The following is a 20,890-nucleotide window of genomic DNA, read 5'->3' on the forward strand; positions in this document are numbered from 1 at the left end:
GCTCGTCGTTCATTTGCATGAGCAAATTTCTCTTCTCGCGCCTTGCTGCGCACAAAATCTGGCTCCGTCGCGGCCACGTTTGAAGCGGGAGCAGACCCTAACCCCATCCAAAAAAGCGCAGCAGCGCCGCCGTTCCCGCGCCCAGGATAACAACCAGTAAAAAAGATGCTCGCAAGCATAACGCGACCATGGCGACGGCGAGGCTGCCCAGGCGTGCGTCAAACGTCATGGCTGAACCTAAGGTATTAAGCGTCACCAGTGAAGCCAGCAGCCCGATGGTCATGGCGCTGGCGATACGCTGCATACGCGCGCCTTTAAGCCATCTTGCGGGCAGCAGATAGCCGCTTAGTTTGGTCGCAAACGCGAGTAAACAGGCCAGCAGCAGCCAATCCCAAGTCACCGTCATGCGCGATCTTTACGCAGATAAGGCAGGCAAAACGACCACAGCGCGGCGACCAGTGCGGCAATCAGTATTGGTACACCCGCAGGTAGCCAAGGCAAGCACAAAGTGGTCGCAAGCGCGCAGCAAACAGCAAGCGAGGCGCTCTCCAAGTCACGTAGGCGCGGCCAGAGCAATGCCAGGAAGGCCGCTACCGCAGCACCGTCCAAGCCAAATTGACGCGGGTCGCCCAGCGCATCGCCAAGCAGTGCACCGAGCAGGGTAAACAGATTCCACAGCACAAATACGCCTATTCCGGCGACCCAAAAGCCGCGCCGTTGTTCGTCTTTATCCTGCTGAGAAACGGCGGTTGCGGTGGATTCATCGATGGTAAGCTGCGCTGCCAGAAGGCGCTTAATGCCACTTGGGCGCAGCAGGCGGTTAACCTGCATCGCATAAAGTGCGTTGCGGATGCCAAGCAGGCTGGCCGCCCCCAGTGCCGCCGCACCGCTGCCACCACCAGCGATCACCGCAGCAAAAGCAAATTGCGAACCGCCGGTAAACATTAAAAGTGACAGCGCCACTGTCTGCCAGACACTCAGCCCGGCGGCAACCGACAATGCGCCAAAGGAAATACCGTACAAACCGGTTGCCAGCGAAATGGAAAGGCCAATGCGGGTAGCGGGGGTTAGCGAGGGCAGCATGGGCGGGCATTCTAGCGAGTTAATAGCTTCTCAGCAGAGCGTTTGGGTTATTCAGCGGCGCAGGCTTAGGCTACACTCGCGGCTTTCCTTTGAAGGAAAGTCCCTTATGTCTCTTGCCGTGATTCAGATGGCAAGCGGGGCGGATGTGAACGCTAATCTCGCCGCTGCCCGCCACTTGTTGGAGCAGGCTGCCGAACAGGGCGCGAGGTTTGCGCTGCTGCCGGAAAACTTTGCCGCTATGGGTAGGCGCGATATGGCCGCGCTCGCCCGCACCGAGGCGGCTGGCAGCGGGCCGATTTTGCCTTGGCTTAAACAGACTTGCCGAGACCTTCGGCTCTGGCTGGTCGCCGGTAGCATCCCATTGCCGCCGGATGATTGCCCGGATGCTAAACCGCGCGCCTGTTCGCTGTTGTTCAACGATCAAGGCGAGCGCGTGGCGCGCTATGACAAGCTGCATCTGTTTGATGTCGATGTGCCAAACGATGGCGTGCGTTACCGCGAGTCGGACGATTATGCCTTTGGCAATCAGCTCACGCTGGCCGATACGCCCTTTGGCCGCGTTGGGCTGTCCATCTGTTATGACCTTCGCTTTCCCGAACTCTTTACTGCATTAAGGGCAAATGGTGCCGATATTATCTGCGTGCCCGCTGCTTTTACCGCTGTGACCGGCACCGCGCATTGGAGCATTCTGCTGCGTGCGCGGGCGATTGAAACCCAGTGCTACCTGCTCGGAGCCGGACAAGGCGGCAACCACCCAGGCCATCGGCAGACCCACGGCCATTCGATGATTATTGACCCCTGGGGCTGCGTGCTGGGCGAACGCGCCGCGGGCTGCGGGATTATCCTCGCCCGCCGTGATGCCGCCGCACAGCAAGCCATCCGCCAGCGTATGCCGCTTGATCAGCAGCGGCGTTTCCCCATTCCCGTATTAGAGAGCACTGATGCCTGAACTGTTATCCACCGTTAGCCAGCAACTGCTTATCCCCGCCGAACTGTCTTTAGACCACTTGCCTGCCCTTTTGGGCGAACTGTGCGGCGCGGGGATTGACGCGGCCGATTTGTATTTTCAGCAGCAAATCAGCGAGAGCTGGACGCTGGAAGACTCCATCGTCAAACAGGGCAGCTTCCAGCTTGACCAGGGCGTCGGCGCACGGGCGCAGAGCGGTGAGAAAACCGGCTTTGCTTACAGCAACAGTTTTTCACCGGCGGCGCTTAGCGGCGCAGCCAAAGCCGCCCGTTCCATCGTGCGTAGCGGCAGTCATGTGCAGGTGCAGGTGGCGGTGCCTGCGAACGCACCGGCTTTGTACAGCGCGGCCAATCCTTTGCAGGTATTGGCGCGTGAAGAAAAAGTCGCGCTGCTTAAACGCATTGATGCACAGGTGCGCACGCTGGACAGCCGTATCCGCGAGGTTTCCATCAGCTTGGGCGGCAGTTTCGAGCAGATTTTAATCGCCACCAGTGACGGCACGCTGGCCGCCGACATCCGCCCGCTGGTGCGCCTTAATGTCAGCGTGATCGTGGAACAAAACGGTCGCCGCGAACGCGGCAGCTACGGCGGCGGCGGGCGTTGCGATTATGCGTTCTTCCTTGAGCAAGACCGCGCCATGCATTATGCCCGTGAAGCGCTGCGCCAAGCCTTGGTCAATCTTGAGGCAAGACCGGCACCCGCCGGTACGCTGCCGGTGGTGCTGGGGCCTGGCTGGTCTGGCGTATTGCTGCATGAGGCGGTCGGCCACGGGCTGGAAGGGGACTTTAACCGCAAGGGCAGCTCCGCCTACAGCGGGCGGGTTGGCGAGCAAGTCGCCTCCAAACTCTGCACTATCGTCGATGACGGCACTTTAATGGGACGGCGCGGTTCGCTGTCCATTGACGACGAAGGCACGCCCAGCCAATGCACGGTATTAATTGAAAACGGTGTACTCAAAGGCTATATGCAGGACAAACTTAACGCTCGCCTGATGGGCACGACGAGCACCGGCAATGGCAGGCGCGAATCTTACGCTCATCTGCCGCTGCCACGGATGACCAACACCTATATGCGAGCCGGCGAGTCAGACCCTGAGGAAATCATCCGCTCGGTCAAAAAAGGCATTTACTGCGCGAGTTTGGGCGGCGGGCAGGTGGACATCACCAGCGGCAAATTCGTCTTTGAAACCAGCGAGGCTTACTGGATTGAAAACGGCCAAATCAGCCATCCGGTTAAAGGTGCCACTTTAATTGGCAACGGCCCGCAAACCATGCAGCAGGTCTCGATGGTCGGCCATGATTGGGCGCTCGATAGCGGCATTGGCACTTGCGGCAAAGACGGCCAGTCGGTGCCGGTCGGGGTCGGTCAGCCCACGCTAAAAATCGATGCCATTACCGTGGGCGGAACCGGAGAATAGCCATGAGCCAAACACAAATCCGCCCACAAGACTTGCCGCAGCTTGAGGCGCAAGTTAATGAAATTATTGAAGAAGCCAAGCGTCAAGGGGCAAGTGCCTGCGAAGTGTCGACAGGTTTAAGCGAAGGGCTCTCGGTTAGTGTGCGTGAAGGCGAGGTGGAAACGGTCGAGTTTAACCGTGACCAAGGTTTTTCCATCACACTGTACGTGGGGCAGCAAAAAGGTTCCGCCAGCACCTCGCAGGCAGGCACGGGAGCCGTGCGCGAAACGGTCGCCGCCGCACTCGCCATTGCTCGCCATACCTCAGCGGACGACTGCGCGGGTCTTGCCGAAGCAAACCTCATGGCAACAACGCTGCCCGACCTTGACCTTTGGCACCCGTGGGAGATCACCGCAGAGCAAGCGATTGACCGCGCGCTGGCCGCAGAAGCGGCCGCCTTTGCCGCCGACCAACGCATCAGCAAGGGTGACGGCAGCTCGGTGGATAGCTGGCGCGGGCTGCACGTCTACGGCAACAGTCACGGTTTTATCGGTGGTTTTGCCGGAACGCGGCACAGCGCAAGCTGCGTCATGATTGCCGGAACAGGCGAGCAGATGCAGCGCGATTACTGGTACGACAGCAGCCGCATCGCCGCAGCGCTGCAATCGGCCAGCAGCATCGGCCAGCAAGCGGCCCTGCGCGCCGCCAGACGTCTGGGCGCACGGCGAGTACCCACGGCGAACGTGCCGGTATTATTTGCCGCCGAACTGGCAGGCTCGTTGTTTCGCCATTTCACTGCCGCGATTTCCGGCGGCAATTTGTATCGGCACAGCTCTTTTTTAGAAGGTGCGCTGGGGCAAAAACTATTCCCCGAATGGCTCGCCATCGATGAGCGCCCGCATATCCCGGGGGCCTTGGGCAGCGCCGCTTTCGATAACGATGGCCTTGCCACCTTTGACAAAGCGCTGGTTAAAGACGGCGTGCTGCAAAGCTATCTGCTGGGCACCTATTCCGGGCGCAAGCTGAACATGCCCAGCACCGCCAATGCGGGTGGCGTACACAACCTGTTTGTCAGCCACGGGCAGGACGACCAAGCGGCACTGATAAAACGCATGCGACGCGGCCTGTTAGTGACAGAACTGATGGGCGGCGGTGTTAATCTGGTCACCGGCGACTATTCGCGCGGTGCGGCGGGTTTTTGGGTGGAAAACGGCGAAATTCAGTTTCCCGTCGAAGAAGTAACCATCGCCGCCCATCTAAAAGACATCTTCGGCAATATTGTAGCGATTGGCAGTGATGTAGAAAAACGCGGCACGACTTTCAGCGGTAGCGTGCTAATTGAGCAAATGACCGTTGCAGGGAGTTAAGCCTTTATGGTGCCGCACACGACCACGGGCAAGACGACCAAACGGCACTGATAAAACGCATGCGGCGCGGTCTGTTAGTGACAGAACTGATGGGCGCCGGCGCTTAACCCGTGACTATTTGCGCGGCGGGTTTTTGGGTGGAAAACGGCGAAATTCAGTTTTCCGTCGAAGAAGTAACCATCGCCGCCCATCTAAAAGACATCTTCGCCAATATTGTGGTGATTGGCAGTGATGTAGAAAAACGTGGCACGACTTTCAGCGGTAGCGTGCTAATTGAGGAAATGACCGTTGCAGGGAGCTAAACCCTTATGAATGTTACTGGTGAATTTATCGCCCAAGACCCTGGACAACCCTTGTTGCGTGGCTTTTTACGCGCGAACCTGAGGTTGTTTTTCCGCGGACTGATACAGCCGCCTACCCCGATTGCCGTACAACGCGGCATCTTGGAGTTACTCTGCGCCTCCTGCCGCCCCTTTGCGCGGCGTGTGCGACGCCGTGAAGCAACGCTCGGCGGGATACGTTGCGAATGGCACAATCCCGAGGGTGCGATTGGAGGCAGTCTCTTGCTCTACCTGCACGGCGGTGGTTTTCTACTGGGCTCGCCACGCTCGCACCGCCCTCTGTGCGGCGCACTGGCAGAGCGAGTCAAGCTGCCCATTTGTGTGCCTCACTACCGCCGATCGCCAGAAAACCGTCTGCCTGCCGCAGTAGACGATGTTTTGGCGGTCTGCCGCGCCTTGCACGAGCGTTACCCCTACACGCGGATTTTTATCGGCGGCGATTCGGCAGGCGGGCATTTAGCCCTGTGCGCCACTTTGGCCTTGGCGAAAAACAACGAGCCACTGCCCGCCGCGCTGATTTGCCTCTCCCCACTGGTTGACCCGCGCTGCGACCAAATGCACCAACCGCCAGCAGGCGACCCCATGCTGAATCCGCGCTGGCTTAAACAGGTGCAATCGCTGTCCAGTCCAACGCCCGGCGAGCTAACGGAAGAAGTCATCCTGCAAAGTGGCCTGTCTCCGCTGGATATGGATTTATCCGTGCTACCGCCGCTCTTACTGCAAACCGGTGAAGACGAACTGCTGCGCAACGACAGCCTGCGTCTGGCCGAACAGGCACAAAAAGCCGGAGTGCAAGTACAGCTGGAACGCTACCCGAAACTCTGGCACGTCTTTCACTTCCACACTGGCCTGCTCAAACAGTCGGACTTTGCCATTGGGCGGATTGTGGATTTTCTAAAGCAGCAGGCAATGCATTAAAACGCTCCCTCCCGCTTGCGGGAGAGGGGTTGGGGAGAGGGGCGCAAACGTGGTATTTCCATTTAATACCCACATTCGCTACCCTTGACGATTGTTTAACCGGCAGCAAAGGTAACGGCAATGAAATCAGCAGGCTTGGTCGGCTGGCGCGGGATGGTAGGTTCAGTGCTGTTGCAGCGCATGCAGCAAGAGAAGGATTTTGCGCAGTTTGAACCGGTATTTTTTAGCACCTCCAATGTCGGCGGCGCCTCACCCGCCATTGGGCAGGACTGCCCGCCATTGCAAGATGCTTACAATGTGCAGGCTCTTAAGCGCCTTGATGTGATTATCAGTTGCCAGGGCGGTGATTACAGCAAAGCGGTTTTCCCCAAGTTACGCGCCGAAGGTTGGCAAGGCTACTGGATTGATGCGGCCTCAGCGCTGCGGCAAAACCAAGATGCCGTGCTGCTGCTCGACCCGCTTAACCGCAAGCAGATTGACCAGGCGCTGGCCTCCGGGGTGAAAAACTACATCGGCAGCAATTGCACCGTCAGCCTGATGCTGATGGCGCTTGGCGGGTTGTTTGCGGCGGACTTGGTCGAGTGGATGAGTGCCATGACCTATCAGGCCGCCTCCGGCGCGGGCGCGCAGCATATGCGCGAGTTAATCCGCCAGATGGGCGCTATCCATCAAAGCGTGCAGGCCAGTTTGGATAATCCGGCAAGCAGTATTTTGGCGATTGAAAGTCAGATGACATCCGCCATGCGCGCCGTGGATTTCCCTTGCGAACAATTCGGCGCACCGCTGGCGGGTAGCTTGCTGCCCTGGATAGACAGCGAGCTGCCCGGCGGGCAAAGCCGCGAGGAATGGAAAGGCCAGTTTGAGACCAACAAACTGCTGGGACGTTCGGACAATCCTGTGCCGATTGACGGCATTTGCGTGCGCATCGGCGCGATGCGCTGCCATAGCCAAGCATTGACCTTGAAGTTAAAGCAGGATGTGCCGCTTGCTGATATTGAAGGGTTGATTGCCGCGCATAACCCTTGGGTTAAGCTGATTGCCAATCAGCGTGAAGCCAGCTTGCGCGAGCTAACCCCAAGTGCTGTTAGTGGCACTTTGAATGTGCCGGTCGGCAGGCTGCGCAAACTCAATATGGGAGCTAAGTACCTTTCGGCCTTTACCGTAGGCGACCAACTGCTCTGGGGCGCCGCCGAACCACTGCGGCGCATGCTGCGGATATTGCTGGAGCAATAACCCCCTCCCCTCTCCCATAAATGGGAGGGGGAAACACCGCTCCCGCTCGCCTGCGGGAGAGGGGGAGTTCAGTCCAGATACTGAAAAAGTTTGACTATTTTCTGCACGCCCGCGGCGTTTTGGACGACGGCGAGGGCATCACTGGCCTGTTGGTGGGTGACGATGCCGAGCAGGAATACCACACCATTTTCCGTAATCACTTTTATCTTGGTGCTGGCTACCCGGCTGTCGGCGAGCAGTTGCGCCTTGATATTGCTGGTCAGCAACGCATCGTTGCCGCGTACCAAGGACGTGGTGGGTGGCGCGACTTCCAGTTCGTTATGCAGTTTGCTGATACCCCGCACGCCGCGCGCCGCCCGTTCGGCCAGTGCTTTTAATTCCGCCCGCGGGGTCTGCCCCCCCAGCAGTACTACGCCGTTATAGCTGCTGACGACGATATGCGAAGTCGGGCCGGGCAGGTCAGGATGCGCCCGTTCTACCGCCTTGACGACCTCAGAAGCGATAAATTGGTCATCGATTTTGCTGCCCAAGCTGCGATTGCCGCAGGCGCTGACCAACAACAAAAAGGCCAGAACGGTGGCAATATCAAAGTAACGCTTCATTACATGGCTCATAGTTAGCTGGTGACCTCCATTGAAGTGGATAGTGGATACGTCCGCCACAGTGTCTGCTTACGGCTAGCCTTTGACAAGCCAACAGACGAACGGTTCGCTTATGTTTTGCCCTCTCCCACCAAAAAAAGCAGCGGTTCATCGGTTCACCGGCTGCATTGACGGCTCTTGTTGCAGCAGGCTTTGTTGCCAGCCGCCCCCTAAGGCTTTGAGCAAGTCGAGGCTTGCGGCCAGTTGGCTGTTTTTGAGTTCCAGCAGACTGCGTTCGCTGGAAAGTGCGCTGGTTTGTACGCTGATAACGCTGTTGTAGTCAACCGTGCCAAAGCGGTATTGGTTTTCGATCAGGCGCAGCGATTCCTCTGCGGCGGCGAGCGCTTCTTGCTGAACCTGATATTCGCGTTCGAGTACGGCAAGCCCGACCAGCGCATCTTCAACTTCACGCAAGGCTTGCAGCACGCTTTGCCGGTAGTCGGCGACGGTTTGTTCGTAAGCCGCTTCGGCCTGCGCCACGCGCGAGCGGATGCGCCCGCCGTCAAACAATGGCATGGCAAAGGCGCTGCCCAGCGACCAGAGGCGGTTGGGTGCGCTGACCCATTGGTCGAACGTGCCGCTGCGCCAGCCGCCGCTGGCGGACAGGGTTAAGTCGGGATACCAGGCCGCTTGTTCTACGCCTATGCTGGCGTTGGCGGCGATCACGCGGCGCTGCGCGGCGGCAATATCCGGGCGGCGCTCTAACAGGGCGGACGGCAACTCAGGCGGGATAGCGGGCAGATGCGGAAGCTGCGCGACTTCATCAATGGCAAAGTCGGATGGAGGCATGCCCAGCAGCACGGCAATGGCGTGCTCCAGCAGCGCGCGGCGGTATTCGAGGTCAATGGACTGCGCTTCGGTGCTTTTCAGTTGCGCGAGTGCTTGGCTTACGTCAGATTTGGGCACGATGCCCGCCTGGTATTGGTTTTCGGTGAGTTTCAGCGAGCGCCGATAGGCTTCTACGCTGCGCACAAGCAGGCGTTTTTGTTCGTCGAGCACGCGCAGTTGCAGGTAGTTTTCGGCAAGTTCCGCGGCAAGGCTTAAGTGCACGGCGGCAAGGTCGGCGGCGCTGGCATCAAGGCTCGCTTTATCGCTCTCTAATTGGCGGCGCAGTTTGCCCCAGAGGTCGATCTCCCAACTGGCGCTGGTGCTTAGGTTGTAGCTGTTATTCACCGCGCCCTGATTGCCGCTTCGGGTTTGATCCGCGCCTTGGCGCAGCTGTGGCAGCAAGCGGGCGCGACTGCCTTGCACCAGTGCGCGGGCTCCTCGGTAGCGCGCTTCGCTGGCGGCAAGGCTTTGGTTGCCCGCTTGCATCCGCTCGATTAACGCATCCAGATACGGGTCGCGGTACAACTGCCACCAAGCGCCTGGTTCAATCTCATCGGCAGGCTGCGCGGTTTTCCATCCTTCGATATGGCGATAAGCATCGGCCAGCTTAAGCGCTGGCGCTTGGTAGTTAGGGCCGACCGTGCAGGCGGTTAACACTAACGCGGCACAGGGCAGGAACAAGCGGGCATTCATAGCGGGTTTCCGAAAGCGGCATCGGTTTTGCGTCCGCGCCAGTGGTTAAAACGGTGGCGGGCGCGGTCGAGATACAGATAAACCACCGGCGTGCTGTACAGGGTTAACAGTTGACTGAGCAATAGTCCGCCGATAATCGCTATGCCTAAGGGTCTTCGCATTTCCGCGCCTTCGGCACTGGCAAAAAGCAGCGGCAGTGCGCCCAAAATGGCGGCGAAAGTGGTCATCAAAATCGGCCGCAACCTGAGCAAACAGGCTTCACGGATGGAATCACGCGGGGTCATGCCCTGTTCGCGTTCCAGTTGCAGGGCAAGGTCAATCATCAAAATGGCGTTTTTCTTGACGATACCAATCAGCAAAAACAACCCCAGCAGGGAAATCAGGCTGAACTGCCCGCCCAGCACAATAATGGTTAAAAGCGCGCCTACGCCTGCCGAGGGCAGGGTCGAGAGGATGGTCAGCGGGTGGATGTAGCTTTCATACAAGATACCCAGCAGCAGATAGACTACCAGCAGCGAAGCCAGCAGCATAAAGGGTTGACTTTGCTGGGTTTGTTTAAAGGCATCCGCCGCGCCGCTCATCCTTCCGATGACTTCATCGGGCAAGCCGATGGCGGCAATGGCGCGTTCAATGGCGAGCGTGGCCTGTTCTAGCGGGACGTTTTCCGCCAGCGCAAAGGAGAGGCTTTCGGCGGCGAACTGGCCTTCGTGGCTAACGCGGTCTTCTTCCAGGCTGTAGTCATAGCGGGCAATAACCGATAGCGGCACGCGCTGTCCGCTCGCCGCGATCAGCTCCACGCGGCTTAGGCTGCTGGGGTCACGCGCGTATTGCGGGGCGACCTCCATCACCACGCGGTATTGGTTGAGCGCGTTGTAGATGGTGGCCACCTGCCGCTGGCTGTAGGCGTTGTTGAGCGCGGCGCTGACCGTTGCCATATCGATGCCAAGGCGTTTGGCTTGTTCGCGGTCAACGGCAAGCGTGACCTGTAACGCGCCGTCACCCACATCGCTGACATCGGTCAATTCCGGCAGCGCTTTAAGGGCGCTGGCGACTTTTGGCAGCCACTGGCGCAGCGCAGACAGTTCGCTGCTTTGCAGCAGGTATTGGTACTGCGAGCTGTCATCGATGCGTGCGCCGCCGAACAGCAAATCTTGGTCGGCTGAGAGGAACAAGCGCGCCCCGGGCAGTTTCGGCAGATTTTTGCGCAGCCGCTCAATCACTTTATCGGCAGGCTCTTGGCGCTCGCTTAACGGCTTTAAGCGCACGCTCATAAAGGCGTTATTGCCGAAGATAAACCCCACCACGTTTTCAACCGCCGGGTCGTTATTGATCGATACGCGAAAGGCTTCCATGCTCGGCTGCATGGCGCTGAAGGAAAGCCCATCGTCGCCGCGAATAAAACCATTTAACTGACCGGTATCTTGTGTCGGTAAAAAGGTTTTCGGCACGGCGATATAAAGATAAATATTAACTGCGATAGTCGCCAAGAAAAATACCAAGGTTATCTCCGGATAACGTAAAACCACATCCAAAGTGCCGCGATAAAAGCGTATTAAAGCCGCGTTGATTTGATTGCTAAAGCGTTGCAATTTTCCGCTTTGGCGTTCTTGTTCGGCGTTTAGCCAGCGCGCGCAGAGCATCGGCGTCAAGGTTAAAGAGACTAACAAAGAAACCAAAATGGCTACCGTCAAGGTAACTGCAAACTCTTTAAAAAAGCTGCTGATAATGCCGCCCATAAACAGGATGGAAATAAACACCACGACCAACGACAGGTTCATCGACAGCAGCGTAAAGCCCACTTCGCGCGTACCGTCGAGCGCGGCTTTTAGCGGCGTTTTACCTTGGCGAATATGACGCACGATATTTTCCAGCACGACAATGGCATCATCAACCACAAGCCCTGCGGCGACAATCATGGCCATTAAAGAAAGTACATTGAGCGAAAAACCCAGCAGATAAATGACCGCAAAAGTGCCAATTAAGGAAACCGGTATCGCCAGCGCCGGAACCAATGAAGCGCGCAAATTGCCCAGCGCCAAAAACACCACGCCAATCACCAGCGCCACGGCAATTAATAAAGTGCGCTCGGCTTCATGCAAGGTCGCGCGGATAATCGGCGAGCGGTCCATTGCCAAACTGATGCGCACAGTTTCCGGCAATAGCGCTTGCAGCGCCGGAAGTTGCTGTTTAATACGCTCGATGGTTTCAATAATATTCGCGCCGCTTTGCCGTTTAATCACTAACAGTACCGCTTCTTTTTCATTAAAAAAGCCACTGTTAAAACGGTCTTCTACATCATCACGCACATTGGCGACATCAGACAGGCGCAAAATCGCGCCGTCTTGCTGGCGAATAATCAACGTTTGATAGTCCGCCGCGCGGGTAAGCTGGTCATTGGCTTGTATCTGCCATTGCCGCTCGCTGTCAGCGGTCATGCCGAGCGGGCGACGTACATTGGTAGCGCTGATGCTGCGGCGGATGTCATCCAGGCTGATGCGGTACTGCGCCAGCAAATGCGGCTCAAGCTCGACCCGTACCGCGGGCAAGGAACTGCCGCCGACCTGCACCTCGCCCACGCCAAGCACTTGCGCAAGGCTCTGCGCCAGCACGGTGGAGGCAAAGTCGTACAACTCGCTTTTGCCCAAGGTATCTGAAGTGAGCGCCAAAATCATAATGGGCGCAGAAGCCGGGTTGACTTTGCGGTAGCTCGGCAGGCTGCGCATGCCGGACGGCATCATCGGCGCGGCGGTATTGATGGCCGCCTGCACTTGCCGCGCGGCGGCGTTAATGTCGCGCCCCGTTTCAAATTGCAGGCTGATGCGCGTATAGCCTTGGCTGCTGCGGCTGCTCATCTGCGTGATACCGGCAATCTGCCCAAAGGCGCGCTCCAATGGCGTTGCGACCGATGAAGCCATCACCTGCGGACTGGCACCGGGCAGGCTCGCCTGCACCGTGATGGCGGGCATGTCCATCTCTGGCAGCGGCGCGACCGGCAGCAGTCGATAGGCAAGCATTCCCAGCAATACCACGGCGAGCGACAGCAGCATAGTGGCGACCGGACGATGGATAAACGGGGCAGACAGGTTCACCTTCCCCGCTCCACCAGCCCTTGGGAGTAAAAGCCCTTGCCCAGTCGGTCGAAGTACAGGTAAATCACCGGCGTAGTAAACAGTGTCAAGATTTGGCTGGCGAGCAAGCCGCCGACCATCACCAATCCCAAAGGTTGCCGCAGTTCAGCGCCAGAGCCGCTGGCAAACATCAGCGGAATAGCGGCAAAGAGTGCAGCGAGGGTGGTCATTAAAATCGGCCGAAAGCGCAAAAGCGCCGCTTGGTAAATGGCATCAAAAGCACTCATGCCTTGGCTGCGCTGCGCCTCCAAGGCAAAGTCAATCATCATGATGGCGTTTTTCTTGACAATACCGATCAGCAAGATAATGCCAATGACGGCAATCAGATTTAAATCCTGCCCAGCCATCAAGAGCGCCAGCAGTGCGCCTACTCCAGCAGAAGGCAGCGTCGAGAGAATGGTGATCGGGTGAATATAGCTCTCATACAACACCCCCAACACGATATACATGGTGACCAGGGCTGCGAGTATCAGCCAGAGCGTGCTGCCAAGCGAGGCACGAAACGCCTGCGCCGCGCCCTGAAAGCGGCTTTGCACTGAAGCGGGCAGGCCGATGTCCTGCTGCGCCTTTTCAATCACGGCGACCGCTTCACCTAAAGAAACCCCGGGCGCGAGGTTAAAAGACAGCCCAACGGCGGGAAATTGGCCGATATGGGTAATGGCAAGCTCGGCGTTTTGCTGGCTGATCCGGGCGAGGGTGGAAAGCGGCACTTGCGCCCCGTTGGCAGCGCTTACGTGGATTTGCTCCAGCGCTTTTGGGCCGATTTGCCCGGCGCTAGCCGCCTGCAATACCACGCGGTACTGGCTCGATTGGGTAAAGATGGTGGCAATCTGCCTTTGCCCGAAAGCGTCGTACAGTGCATCGGTAATCTGCGCCACGCTGATGCCAAGGCGTCCGGCCAAATCGCGGTCGATGGTTAAAAACACTTGCAGCCCTTGGCTTTGCAGGTCGCTCGCCACATCGCGCAGTTCGGGCTTTTCGGCAAGCTCATTTAGCAGCCGCTCGCTCCAAACACGCAGCAAAGCCGCGTCCGGCGATTCCAGGGTGAACTGAAACTGCGTGCGGCTGATGCGGTCTTCAATGGTTAAATCCTGCACCGGTTGCAGATACAGGCGAATGCCCTGCACGCTGGCAAGCTTTTGATTAAGCCGCTCGATAATCTCGCTGGCGGTTTCGTCCCGCTCACTATGGGGCTTTAGGCTAATCAACAACCGGCCGCTGTTAAGCGTTAAATTATCGCCATCGATACCGATATAAGAGGCAAGGTTTCCAACCGCCGGGTCTTGCCGGATCACATCGGCCAGCGCCTGTTGACGGCGGCTCATGGCGGTAAAGGAAATCGATTGCGGCGCTTCGGAAATGCCCAGCAACAGACCGCTATCTTGCAGCGGAAAAAAGCCCTTGGGTACGGCTATCCAGAGCAGCACGGTCAGACCCAAGGTTGCCAGCGCGACCAGTAAAGTCAGTGGCTGATGACGTAACACGACGGTTAATAGCTTGCCGTATCCGGCGATCATCCCATCGATAAAAGCGCCGATGGCGCGGAAAAAACGCCCGTTTTGTGCGCTTGTTTCTGGCTTTAATAAACGCGCGCACATCATCGGCGTAAGGGTTAGCGAGACGACCAGCGATAATAAAATGGCGATCGCCAGGGTAATGGCAAATTCGCGGAACAAGCGGCCGACCACATCGGCCATAAACAGCAGCGGTATCAGCACCGCAACCAGAGAAAAGGTCAATGAAATCAGCGTAAAACCTATCTGTTTTGCGCCTTTGAGCGCCGCTTGCAGTGGGCTTTCCCCTGCCTCCAGGTGCCGCGCGATATTTTCCAGCATGACGATGGCATCATCGACCACAAAACCGGTGGCAATGGTGAGCGCCATCAGCGTGAGGTTGTTGATGGAAAAGCCAAACAGCACCATCAGCGCAAAAGTGCCGACCAGTGAAAGCGGCACGGCGACCGATGGAATCAGGGTCACGGACAAGCGGCGCAGAAACAAAAAAGTCACCATCACCACCAGCGCGACCGCCAGCAGCAATTCAAACTGCACATCTTTGACGGCGGCGCGGATGGTCTGCGTGCGGTCAGCAATGATGGAGACCTTAACGCCGGAAGGCAGCGCCTGGACAATCGCTGGTAGCAATTGCTCGATACGTTCGACCAGCTCGATCACATTCGCGCCGGGCTGGCGCTGGATGGTGACAATCACGGCAGGCAGGTCGCCCGCCCAAGCGGCGAGGCGGTTGTTTTCCGCGCCGTAGTCAATCTGCGCGACATCGCCCAAGCGCAGTGCCGCGCCGTCTTTAAAGGCCAAAATCAGCTCGCGGTATTCCTCGGGCGAGCGAAGCTGGTCGTTGGCATCGAGCATGGCGGTGCGGGTGCTGCCGTCAAAGCTGCCTTTGGGCTGATTAACGTTGCTGCTGCCAATCAGTGCGCGCACATCGGCAAGGTTTAGGCCGTTCGCCGCCAAAGCCTCCACATTCACCGTAATTCGCACCGCTTGGCGCTGCCCACCGGCCAGATTGACCATGCCCACGCCGCCGATTTGCGCAAGCTTTTGCGCCATCCGCGTATCGACCAGATGGTGCAGACGCGGCAGCGGCATGGTCGGTGAAGTGACCGCCAGTGTTAAAACCGGCGTATCGGCGGGATTGACCTTGTTGTAAACCGGTGGCGTGGGCAAATCCATCGGCAGCAAATTGCTGGCACCATGAATGGCGGCTTGCACTTCCTGTTCCGCAATTTCCAGCGGCACTTCCAGCGAAAAACGCAGCGTAATCACCGATGCGCCGCCGGAACTGTTTGAGGTCATCTGCTCAAGGCCAGGCATTTGCCCGAACTGGCGCTCCAGCGGAGCCGTCACCGCGGTACCCATCACCTCAGGGCTGGCACCGGGGTAGAGCGTCAACACGCGAATGGTCGGGTAATCCACCTGTGGCAGCGCGGCCACCGGCAGCAGCCTGAAGCCCAAAATACCGGCCAAAAGCAGCGCCAGCATGCTTAAGGTGGTCGCAACCGGCCTTAGGATAAACAGCCGCGACAGGTTCATGCGTCTGGCTCTTCGCCCGATTGTGGCGCGGCCTGGTCTTGCAGAGGGTGCGCGGCTTGTGCCGCGTCATCCGCGCGGCTTTCGTCTTTCACCACTTCTACCAGGCCGCCTTCGCGCAGCCGGTCAACGCCTTCCAATACCACTTTATCGCCTGCTTTCAAGCCGCTTTGGATAACCACCTGGCCGCCGTCTTCTGCGCCCAGTTGCAAGTTGCGCAAATGCACCTTGCTTTGGCCGTCTTCTTCTGTCACCACAAAGGCAAAAGTGCCGCCAGTGCCGTACTGCACGGCGGCGGAAGGCAGCAGCACCGCGTCTTTAAGCGTGGTAACGAGCAGGCGCACATTGACAAATTGATTGGGGAACAGGCTTTCATCCGCATTGGCAAACTGCGCCTTAAAACGCAGCGTACCGGTATTGATATCAATCTGATTATCCAGACTGTGCAGTACGCCTTCGGCGAGTTTGTGGCGCTCTTCCCTATCCCAGGCCTCGACTTTTAATGGCTCAGCTTGACGAAAGGCGCGAAGCACCGGCGGCAGGTCACGTTCCGGCAAAGTAAAACTTAAGCTGATCGGGCGAGTTTGCGTGATAACGACCAAGGGCGTGGCGTCCGCAGGACCCACCAGATTGCCGACATCAACCTGGCGTAGCCCCAGCCTGCCCGCCGCCGGCGCTCTTACTTGAGTAAAGTCCAAATTAAGCTGCGCCTCGGCCAGCAACGCCTGCTGGCGGGCAAGCGCCGCTTCATATTGATTGACCTGCGCCTGCTGGGTATCGAGCGTTTGCCGCGCAATGCTGTCTTCCTGATGCAACTTGCGGTAGCGTTCCAGGTCAATCTGCGCATTACGCAGCAGCGCGGCGCTTTCCTGCACCGCACTTTTGGCCTGCTGCAAAGTCACCTGATAGGGGCGTGGGTCAATCAACGCCAGCACATGGTCTTTTTCAACCTGCTGGCCTTCTTCAAAGCGCAGCTCTTGCAACTGCCCGCTCACCCGCGCCCGCACATTTACCGTAGTTTGCGCCGTGACCGTGCCAAGCGCCTTGTAATAGAGCGCAAAATCGCCTTCCTTGGCGGCAACCACGCGAACCGGAATGGCCGGTGGAGAAAAACTCCCGCGCCCAAAACGAGCGCCTGAAGGCTGCATTAATGAGCCGCCCGCACGGTTTACCGAAGGTTTGCCTGGGTTACTCGGTTTTAGCCAAAACCACCCAATCAATGCCCCCAACACACAGGCGAACAACACGAACAGCACAAGGCGACGGGAAAGGGGAGAATGGGTCATAAGCTAAGGTCGTCAATTAAACACTAAGAACGGGCAAGGAGGCTTGGCGCTGGCGGCGCGATTTGAGCGGCAGTCAATACTAAATGATAAGCAATGGCAATGCTTGCCTGGCAGGGGCCTATTGAACCACAAGGGTGCGGATTAAGGGATGCGCTGCAAAGAGCAGGCCAAGGCGTTTTGCTCTCCTCCAGGGGATAGCGCAAGACAGCACGGTTTCACCACAAATCGCTGATACCGGCTTGACCCACGGCAAACCCCACACGCATGATTACCACCCAATTAACCACAACAGTACGATTAAGCCCTGCCAGAGTATGGATAATCCGCCAAACGAACAGTCCGCAAAACATTCAAGGCTCGCCATTGTTGCCTTTGTCTTCAGTTTGCTGGCGGCGATATTTTTGGCGCTGGGATTGATGATAGGGCGACTGAGTGCCCCCTACATAATTGCGACTATGGCAGCCGCATTGATCAGCCTTGTTCTTGCCATAGCGGTTTTATTAAAGAGAAAAAACAAAAAACGCCTGGCGGTATTTGCCATAACCATTTCACTGCTTACCGTGGCGGCTTTTGTGTTTGTCGCCATCAGTGCTCTTGTTATATTTGGCATGGCTATTTCATCTTTTTCATCTTTGCTGGGAAGGTAGCAGGAATGAATACTGAAATCATCGATTGCGTTTGTTTTCGTCTGCCGAAACCGGATAAAATTACACCGATACTTTGCCGCGCGGGCTATCTGTATATAAAAATGCCCCGAACCATCGGCAAAGGAGACTGCTATATCAGCCTGCGCGTGCTGGAAAAAACCGAAGAGGATAGGAAGCGTAAAGACTTTGAGGAACTTTTCCGTCACTCCGGGCATTTCCCCAATAAACGCGGTGCTGCGATTGATCAGTATGAGATAGGCAAGCACCAACTGTTGCTGACCATCGGTTCTATCAAGAAGCCACTGCAATGCATCTTGGCGGGTGTAATCGATTTGGATAAAAATCACTATCTGCATACTTCAATCACCTTCAGCATCGACGATGCATGCTATCCACCGAGTGAAAACATTTGGGAGACAGAAAAACTAAGGCGTGAAGAGACGGTAGCGACCCTGCAATATTTCCTGGCATTATTGGAAAATCTGCAATTGAACGGAAACTATTCGCAAGCCTTGCAACAAGTGCGCATGGAAGAAGAACAAAAGCAACAAGCCGAACAACAAAAAGCATTGCAAGAAAAACTTGATAAAGCCGCCCAGCCGATTGACTGCGCTTATTTTAGCCTGCCCAGTACGGAAAATTTAACTGAAGTTCGGTTTTATTCTGAACAAATGCTACTCTATTTTGCGCGAAATGATTTTAGCGGGGTAATCGATATTAGATTGCATCGCTATCCGCTTAATGCAAAAGCTGCGGGTAATTCAAAACTTGATCTGCTGAAAAAACTGCTTCCCGGCATAGCCAGTGACCATCAAAAAAATCAAGATTTTTTGCGGTTTTTCCGCACTCAAGTATTACCCAAGGACAACGCGGGAAAGACGCTTGACACACTCATCGAGAGCATCAGCTCAGGTTGCCGACAGGGATACCTGGCTTTGCACTTAAACGAAGACAAAGAGTTTCAATGGATTGCCGCCATTGATGTGGATGACGATCATTACTTAAGTTTTATCGCAACCTACCAAAAGAACGGGGGTAACTTTACATCCACCGATAATCAGGCAGCGGCTGATATTTACAGCTATCTGCAATCGGTATTACACAGCTTGCATATCAAAGTTACAGCTACTACACAGGATTTACAAAAACCGAATAAAAGAACTTGACATTTCAGGAGATTGTCAATATACAGCAACAACACTATAGCCGTGCTAAACACAAAGATTTGCAGATCCCAAACCCTGCCCCTACAAGTGGGAGTGGGGTATTAATCCATAGCGCTAAAACGTATTTTTCCAATGGCGTAAATAAGCAAATACCGCTTGCGGCGTTTTATCTTTAATCGGCAATGGCTCAGCAAGCGCAGGTAAATGACAGCGTAAAAAAGGATTGGTTTGCCGCTCAATCGCCAAGGTGGACGGCAAACTGATACCGCCTTTTTCACGCAAATCCATCACTTCGGCGAGGCGCTGCTTAATATGCAGATTGTTCGGCTCTGCCGCGGCGGCAAAGCGCAAGTTACTAAGCGTGTATTCGTGAGCGCAATAAACGGCCGTGTTATCCGGCAATGCGGCTAGTTGCATCAGTGATTGGTACATTTGTTCGACTGTGCCTTCAAATATCCGTCCGCAACCGGCGGCAAATAGCGTATCGCCACAAAATAGTGAAGGCCTTTGTTTATCTTCGTGGTAATAGGCGATATGCCCGCGCGTATGACCGGGTACGGCGAGTATTTGCAACTCAAGGCCAAGTACCGTGATCACTTCGCCACCCGTTAAGCGCTGGTCACAATCAGGGATGCTTTCATTGGCCGGGCCAAAAACACGGGCATTGGTGGCTTGTTTGAGGCGTTTAACGCCGCCGATATGATCGCCGTGATGGTGCGTGATCAAAATATCGGTAAGCTGCCAGCCGTTATGCGCCGCCAGCCAATCGGACGCCGGCGCAGCATCGCCGGGGTCAACCACGGCGCATTGTTTTTGCGCGTGATTTTGCAGCAGCCACAGGTAGTTATCGGTAAAGGCGGGCAGTGGGCTAAGGGTTATCATGGCGGTTTTATCTTAAATAGGCGGTTATGCTGTCTTATGGTAACGGAGGTAAGCGGCGATGACTGAACCTTTCCCCGCAGTATGCTCTGCCGATGAGACCGCGCGTGTTCAATTGCTGCAAAGCGCCCGTGCTTGGCTGGCAGGAACGCTCGGCCAGCAGCTTTTGCAACAGGAGCGTTTACTGCTGGCCGAAGAACTGCCGCGTCTTGTCGGTAATTATCTGGTGCACTATGGCCCGTCGCCGGAACGCGCAAACAATGAGGGCGCGCCGCGCTTTCGCGTGCATCTGGGCGCGAATTTGCCAGGGGTGGATGTGGTCTGCGACGAGCAGGCTTGGCCTTTGCTCGACCACGGCGCCGATGCGGTCATTGTTCAGCACGGGCTGGATTTTTGCTTGTCGCCACATGGCCTGCTACGCGAAGCGGCTCGCTGCGTGCGGCCAGGCGGACAGCTTTGGATTATCGGCTTAAATCCGTGGAGCGCTTGGGGGCTGCGTCATTGGTTCGCCCAAGATGCCCTGCGTGATGCACGTTGCATTGGCGCTTCAAGGGTTGCCGATTGGCTGCACCTGCTCGGCTTTGCGCTGGAGAAACGCCGCTTTGGCGGCTATTGTCCGCCGCTTTCGGGCGCACTGTGGCAATCGAAAAAACCCGCGTTGGAGCGCGGATTGACCCGTCTGCCGCTGTTTGGCGGTGGTTTTTATCTGTTGATGGCACGCAAAATCGGCGTGGGACTGCGCCCATTGCCCAAGCCCAAACGTGCGCCGGTCGGCAAACGGGTGCCGATACCTTCCTTAAACAACGAAACCGACAGGAACGATTAAATGGCGGATAACCGCATTGAAATTTTCACCGATGGCGCTTGCCAAGGTAATCCCGGACCCGGCGGCTGGGGCGTTTTGCTGATTTACCCGGACGGACGCGAGCAGGAGCTTTATGGCGGCGAAGCGGCGACCACCAATAACCGTATGGAAATGCTCAGCGCCATTCGCGCTTTGGCGTTTTTAGAACAACCGGCCACTATTCGCCTCTCCAGCGACTCGCAATACCTTATTCGCGGCATTAACGAATGGCTGCCCAACTGGAAGAAACGTAACTGGCGCACCGCCAGCGGCAGCGCGGTAAAAAATATCGACCTGTGGCAAGCCTTGGATGCACAGATGGCGCGTCATCAGCAGATTGAATGGTGTTGGGTGCGCGGCCATAACGGTCATCCCGGCAACGAACGCGCCGACCAACTGGCAAGACGGGGCGTGCCCAAGTAGGGC

General features: G+C 56.8%; 17 protein-coding genes and 1 pseudogene. 10 read left to right on the forward strand and 8 right to left on the reverse strand.

All coding sequences use genetic code 11. From position 1 onward, the window contains the following. Window positions 1-97: 97 nt before the first annotated feature. Together AXE65_RS03585 and AXE65_RS03590 are read right to left on the reverse strand one after the other, a co-directional pair. Window positions 98-406 (reverse strand): AzlD domain-containing protein, encoded by a 309-nt coding sequence (locus AXE65_RS03585; protein ID WP_068388213.1) that lies wholly within the window; start codon window positions 404-406, stop codon window positions 98-100. Continuing rightward, the gene (locus AXE65_RS03590) at window positions 403-1,083 is read right to left on the reverse strand and encodes an AzlC family ABC transporter permease (protein WP_068388216.1); all 681 of its coding nucleotides are present in this window, start codon (window positions 1,081-1,083) and stop codon (window positions 403-405) included. The genes AXE65_RS03585 and AXE65_RS03590 overlap by 4 nt, the downstream gene beginning before the upstream one ends. 106 nt (window positions 1,084-1,189) lie before the next feature. On the opposite strand from AXE65_RS03590, the gene AXE65_RS03595 reads away from it, so the two are divergent. From AXE65_RS03595 to asd, 6 genes and pseudogenes are all read left to right on the forward strand, one after another. Next, the gene (locus AXE65_RS03595) at window positions 1,190-2,032 is read left to right on the forward strand and encodes a carbon-nitrogen hydrolase family protein (RefSeq protein ID WP_068388218.1); all 843 of its coding nucleotides are present in this window, start codon (window positions 1,190-1,192) and stop codon (window positions 2,030-2,032) included. Next, window positions 2,025-3,467 carry a metalloprotease TldD gene (tldD, locus tag AXE65_RS03600; RefSeq protein WP_068388220.1) on the forward strand — a complete coding sequence of 481 codons (1,443 nt, stop codon included), beginning with the start codon at window positions 2,025-2,027 and terminating at the stop codon, window positions 3,465-3,467. Before AXE65_RS03595 ends, tldD begins: the two co-directional genes overlap by 8 nt. A 2-nt stretch (window positions 3,468-3,469) precedes the next feature. Then, window positions 3,470-4,813 (forward strand): metalloprotease PmbA, encoded by a 1,344-nt coding sequence (gene pmbA / locus AXE65_RS03605; protein ID WP_068388223.1) that lies wholly within the window; start codon window positions 3,470-3,472, stop codon window positions 4,811-4,813. Between the two features lie 23 nt (window positions 4,814-4,836). After that, window positions 4,837-5,115 (forward strand): annotated as a pseudogene (locus AXE65_RS03610) (metallopeptidase TldD-related protein); the annotation flags it as partial. Between the two features lie 6 nt (window positions 5,116-5,121). Next, window positions 5,122-6,072, forward strand: a complete 951-nt coding sequence (locus AXE65_RS03615; RefSeq protein ID WP_068388228.1) for an alpha/beta hydrolase — start codon at window positions 5,122-5,124, stop codon at window positions 6,070-6,072. 120 nt (window positions 6,073-6,192) lie between these two features. Next, window positions 6,193-7,305, forward strand: a complete 1,113-nt coding sequence (gene asd / locus AXE65_RS03620) for an aspartate-semialdehyde dehydrogenase (RefSeq protein ID WP_068388231.1) — start codon at window positions 6,193-6,195, stop codon at window positions 7,303-7,305. A 68-nt stretch (window positions 7,306-7,373) separates the two neighbouring features. Here the strand turns inward: asd and AXE65_RS03625 are convergent, their stop codons facing one another. From AXE65_RS03625 to AXE65_RS03645, 5 genes are all read right to left on the reverse strand, one after another. Further along, entirely contained in the window at window positions 7,374-7,907 is a 534-nt protein-coding gene (locus tag AXE65_RS03625) for a BON domain-containing protein (RefSeq protein ID WP_068388234.1), read from the reverse strand. Between the two features lie 147 nt (window positions 7,908-8,054). Continuing rightward, window positions 8,055-9,467, reverse strand: coding sequence for an efflux transporter outer membrane subunit (locus tag AXE65_RS03630; RefSeq protein ID WP_068388236.1), 1,413 nt, complete (start codon window positions 9,465-9,467; stop codon window positions 8,055-8,057). Then, a complete protein-coding gene (locus AXE65_RS03635) occupies window positions 9,464-12,556 on the reverse strand; it encodes an efflux RND transporter permease subunit (RefSeq protein ID WP_068388239.1) in 3,093 nt (1,030 codons plus the stop codon). The genes AXE65_RS03630 and AXE65_RS03635 overlap by 4 nt, the downstream gene beginning before the upstream one ends. Beyond that, window positions 12,553-15,645: an MdtB/MuxB family multidrug efflux RND transporter permease subunit gene (locus tag AXE65_RS03640; protein WP_068388242.1), complete on the reverse strand. Its 3,093-nt coding sequence runs from the start codon at window positions 15,643-15,645 to the stop codon at window positions 12,553-12,555. Before AXE65_RS03640 ends, AXE65_RS03635 begins: the two co-directional genes overlap by 4 nt. Beyond that, window positions 15,642-16,928, reverse strand: coding sequence for an MdtA/MuxA family multidrug efflux RND transporter periplasmic adaptor subunit (locus AXE65_RS03645; protein WP_068388246.1), 1,287 nt, complete (start codon window positions 16,926-16,928; stop codon window positions 15,642-15,644). The genes AXE65_RS03640 and AXE65_RS03645 overlap by 4 nt, the downstream gene beginning before the upstream one ends. Before the next feature lie 314 nt (window positions 16,929-17,242). Here AXE65_RS03645 and AXE65_RS03650 point away from each other — a divergent pair, with 314 nt between their 5' ends. Together AXE65_RS03650 and AXE65_RS03655 are read left to right on the forward strand one after the other, a co-directional pair. Continuing rightward, window positions 17,243-17,575 carry a hypothetical protein gene (locus AXE65_RS03650; RefSeq protein WP_068388249.1) on the forward strand — a complete coding sequence of 111 codons (333 nt, stop codon included), beginning with the start codon at window positions 17,243-17,245 and terminating at the stop codon, window positions 17,573-17,575. A gap of 5 nt (window positions 17,576-17,580) precedes the next feature. Then, entirely contained in the window at window positions 17,581-18,741 is a 1,161-nt protein-coding gene (locus AXE65_RS03655; RefSeq protein ID WP_068388251.1) for a hypothetical protein, read from the forward strand. 114 nt (window positions 18,742-18,855) lie between these two features. On the opposite strand, the gene gloB is transcribed toward AXE65_RS03655, so the two are convergent. Next, a complete protein-coding gene (gene gloB, locus AXE65_RS03660; RefSeq protein ID WP_068388255.1) occupies window positions 18,856-19,623 on the reverse strand; it encodes a hydroxyacylglutathione hydrolase in 768 nt (255 codons plus the stop codon). Window positions 19,624-19,681: 58 nt separating this feature from the next. Between gloB and AXE65_RS03665 the strand changes: the two genes are divergently transcribed. Next, window positions 19,682-20,446 carry a class I SAM-dependent methyltransferase gene (locus AXE65_RS03665; RefSeq protein ID WP_068388258.1) on the forward strand — a complete coding sequence of 255 codons (765 nt, stop codon included), beginning with the start codon at window positions 19,682-19,684 and terminating at the stop codon, window positions 20,444-20,446. Then, the gene (gene rnhA / locus AXE65_RS03670) at window positions 20,447-20,887 is read left to right on the forward strand and encodes a ribonuclease HI (protein ID WP_068388260.1); all 441 of its coding nucleotides are present in this window, start codon (window positions 20,447-20,449) and stop codon (window positions 20,885-20,887) included. It abuts the gene before it with no gap. The last annotated feature ends 3 nt before the right edge of the window (window positions 20,888-20,890 follow it).

The organism is Ventosimonas gracilis (genome assembly GCF_001580025.1).
GTDB lineage: Bacteria > Pseudomonadota > Gammaproteobacteria > Pseudomonadales > Pseudomonadaceae > Ventosimonas > Ventosimonas gracilis.

Bases quoted from the DNA above. Each gene is read 5' to 3' on its own strand.
- AXE65_RS03585 (WP_068388213.1), bottom strand. From the start codon at position 406: ATGACGGTGACTTGGGATTGGCTGCTGCTGGCCTGTTTACTCGCGTTT.
- AXE65_RS03590 (WP_068388216.1), bottom strand. From the start codon at position 1,083: ATGCTGCCCTCGCTAACCCCCGCTACCCGCATTGGCCTTTCCATTTCG.
- AXE65_RS03595 (WP_068388218.1), top strand. From the start codon at position 1,190: ATGTCTCTTGCCGTGATTCAGATGGCAAGCGGGGCGGATGTGAACGCT.
- tldD (WP_068388220.1), top strand. From the start codon at position 2,025: ATGCCTGAACTGTTATCCACCGTTAGCCAGCAACTGCTTATCCCCGCC.
- pmbA (WP_068388223.1), top strand. From the start codon at position 3,470: ATGAGCCAAACACAAATCCGCCCACAAGACTTGCCGCAGCTTGAGGCG.
- AXE65_RS03615 (WP_068388228.1), top strand. From the start codon at position 5,122: ATGAATGTTACTGGTGAATTTATCGCCCAAGACCCTGGACAACCCTTG.
- asd (WP_068388231.1), top strand. From the start codon at position 6,193: ATGAAATCAGCAGGCTTGGTCGGCTGGCGCGGGATGGTAGGTTCAGTG.
- AXE65_RS03625 (WP_068388234.1), bottom strand. From the start codon at position 7,907: ATGAAGCGTTACTTTGATATTGCCACCGTTCTGGCCTTTTTGTTGTTG.
- AXE65_RS03630 (WP_068388236.1), bottom strand. From the start codon at position 9,467: ATGAATGCCCGCTTGTTCCTGCCCTGTGCCGCGTTAGTGTTAACCGCC.
- AXE65_RS03640 (WP_068388242.1), bottom strand. From the start codon at position 15,645: ATGAACCTGTCGCGGCTGTTTATCCTAAGGCCGGTTGCGACCACCTTA.
- AXE65_RS03645 (WP_068388246.1), bottom strand. From the start codon at position 16,928: ATGACCCATTCTCCCCTTTCCCGTCGCCTTGTGCTGTTCGTGTTGTTC.
- AXE65_RS03650 (WP_068388249.1), top strand. From the start codon at position 17,243: ATGGATAATCCGCCAAACGAACAGTCCGCAAAACATTCAAGGCTCGCC.
- AXE65_RS03655 (WP_068388251.1), top strand. From the start codon at position 17,581: ATGAATACTGAAATCATCGATTGCGTTTGTTTTCGTCTGCCGAAACCG.
- gloB (WP_068388255.1), bottom strand. From the start codon at position 19,623: ATGATAACCCTTAGCCCACTGCCCGCCTTTACCGATAACTACCTGTGG.
- AXE65_RS03665 (WP_068388258.1), top strand. From the start codon at position 19,682: ATGACTGAACCTTTCCCCGCAGTATGCTCTGCCGATGAGACCGCGCGT.
- rnhA (WP_068388260.1), top strand. From the start codon at position 20,447: ATGGCGGATAACCGCATTGAAATTTTCACCGATGGCGCTTGCCAAGGT.